This window comes from Acinetobacter higginsii (genome assembly GCF_000369845.1).
GTDB classification, from domain to species: domain Bacteria; phylum Pseudomonadota; class Gammaproteobacteria; order Pseudomonadales; family Moraxellaceae; genus Acinetobacter; species Acinetobacter higginsii.
Window position 1 is genome coordinate 62779 of record NZ_KB850216.1, and the last position, 1904, is coordinate 64682.

At 46.8% G+C, this 1904-nt stretch carries 1 pseudogene; it reads left to right on the forward strand.

What is annotated here, in order from left to right:
- Nucleotides 1-1904: pseudogene (locus F885_RS21275) on the forward strand (hypothetical protein); the annotation flags it as partial.

Genomic DNA, 1904 nt, shown 5'->3' on the forward strand with positions numbered 1-1904 from the left:
CAAGGTAAGAACATCACCGTGACTAAAACCACGGGATTAGATGGACAAGACATCTATAACGTTGCAACGGCTGACAATGTTGACTTTAACAATGTGACTGTTGGTGGTGCTAATGGTGTGAACATTGATGGCAACACAGGCAAGATCAGTGGTGTAACTGCGGGCGAAGTCAGTACAACCTCGGATGAAGCGATTAATGGTAGCCAGTTGGCAGGCACAGCCAAGAGCGTTTCAGATGCTTTAGGTGGTGGTTCAACTGTAAACCCTGATGGCACCGTGACTGCACCAAGCTATACCGTCAATGGAGAAACCGTTCGTAATGTCGGTGATGCGATTACTGAATTAGACAAAGGTTGGAACCTACAAAGTAATGGTGCCAATGCGGGTGCAATCAGAACGGGTGATACAGTTGATATCGGAACCGTTGCAGGCGAAGAAAATCTGACAGTGACCAAAGATGGTAACAATATCAAATATGGCCTAAACCGTGATCTGAAGGTAGACAGCGTTCGCGCGGGAGATACCTTAATCAATGACAATGGTGTCACCATTGCGAATGGCCCAAGTATCACCAAGTCAGGCATCAATGCTGCGGGTAATCCAATTAGCAATGTTGGTGCAGGTGTTGACGATACTGATGCAGTCAACAAAGGTCAATTAGACAAAGCCGCTGCTGCAGCCAAAACCGAAGTCACCCAAGGTAAGAACATCACCGTTTCTAAAACCACAGGAGCAGATGGACAAGATATCTATAACGTGGCAACGGCTGATAATGTTGACTTTAACAATGTGACTGTTGGTGGTGCTAATGGTGTGAACATTGATGGCACTACAGGCAAGGTCAGTGGTGTAACTGCGGGTGAAGTCAGTGCGACCTCGGATGAAGCCATTAATGGTAGCCAGTTGGCAGGCACAGCGAAGAGTGTATCGGATGCTTTAGGTGGCGGTTCAACGGTTAATCCAGATGGCACCGTGACTGCACCAAGCTATACCGTCAATGGAGAAACCGTTCGTAATGTTGGTGATGCAATCACAGAATTAGACAAAGGTTGGAACCTACAAACAAATGGTGCCAATGCGGGTGCAATCAGAACGGGTGATACAGTTGATATCGGTACGGCTACAGGTGAAGAAAATCTCACAGTCAGTAAGAACGGCAACACCATTCAATACGGACTGAATAAAGACCTGAAAGTGGATCGTGTGACTGCGGGCGATACGGTGATTAATACCGATGGCGTCACTATTAGCAATGGTCCAAGTATCACCAAGTCAGGCATCAATGCAGCGGGTAACCCAATTAGCAATGTTGGTGCAGGTGTTGACGACACTGATGCAGTCAACAAAGGGCAGTTAGACAAGGCGGCCGCGGCAGCGAAAACTGAAGTCACTCAAGGTAAGAACATCACCGTTTCTAAAACCACAGGAGCAGATGGACAAGATATCTATAACGTTGCAACGGCAGATAATGTTGACTTTAACAATGTCACAGTAGGTGGTGCTAATGGTGTGAGCATTGATGGTACAACAGGCAAGATTAGTGGTGTAACTGCGGGCGAAGTCAGTACAACCTCGGATGAAGCGATTAATGGTAGCCAGTTGGCAGGTACAGCGAAAAGTGTATCGGATGCTTTAGGTGGCGGTTCAACCGTAAACCCTGATGGTACCGTGACTGCGCCAAGCTATACCGTGAATGGCAATAATGTCACTAATGTTGGTGCAGCCATTTCTGAACTAGACAAAGGTTGGAACCTACAAACAAATGGTGCCAATGCAGGTGCAGTCAAAGCAGGCGATACAGTTGATATTGGTACAGTTGCAGGTGAAGAAAATCTGACGGTGACCAAAGATGGTAACAATATCAAATATGGCCTAAACCGTGATCTGAAGGTAGACAGCGTTCG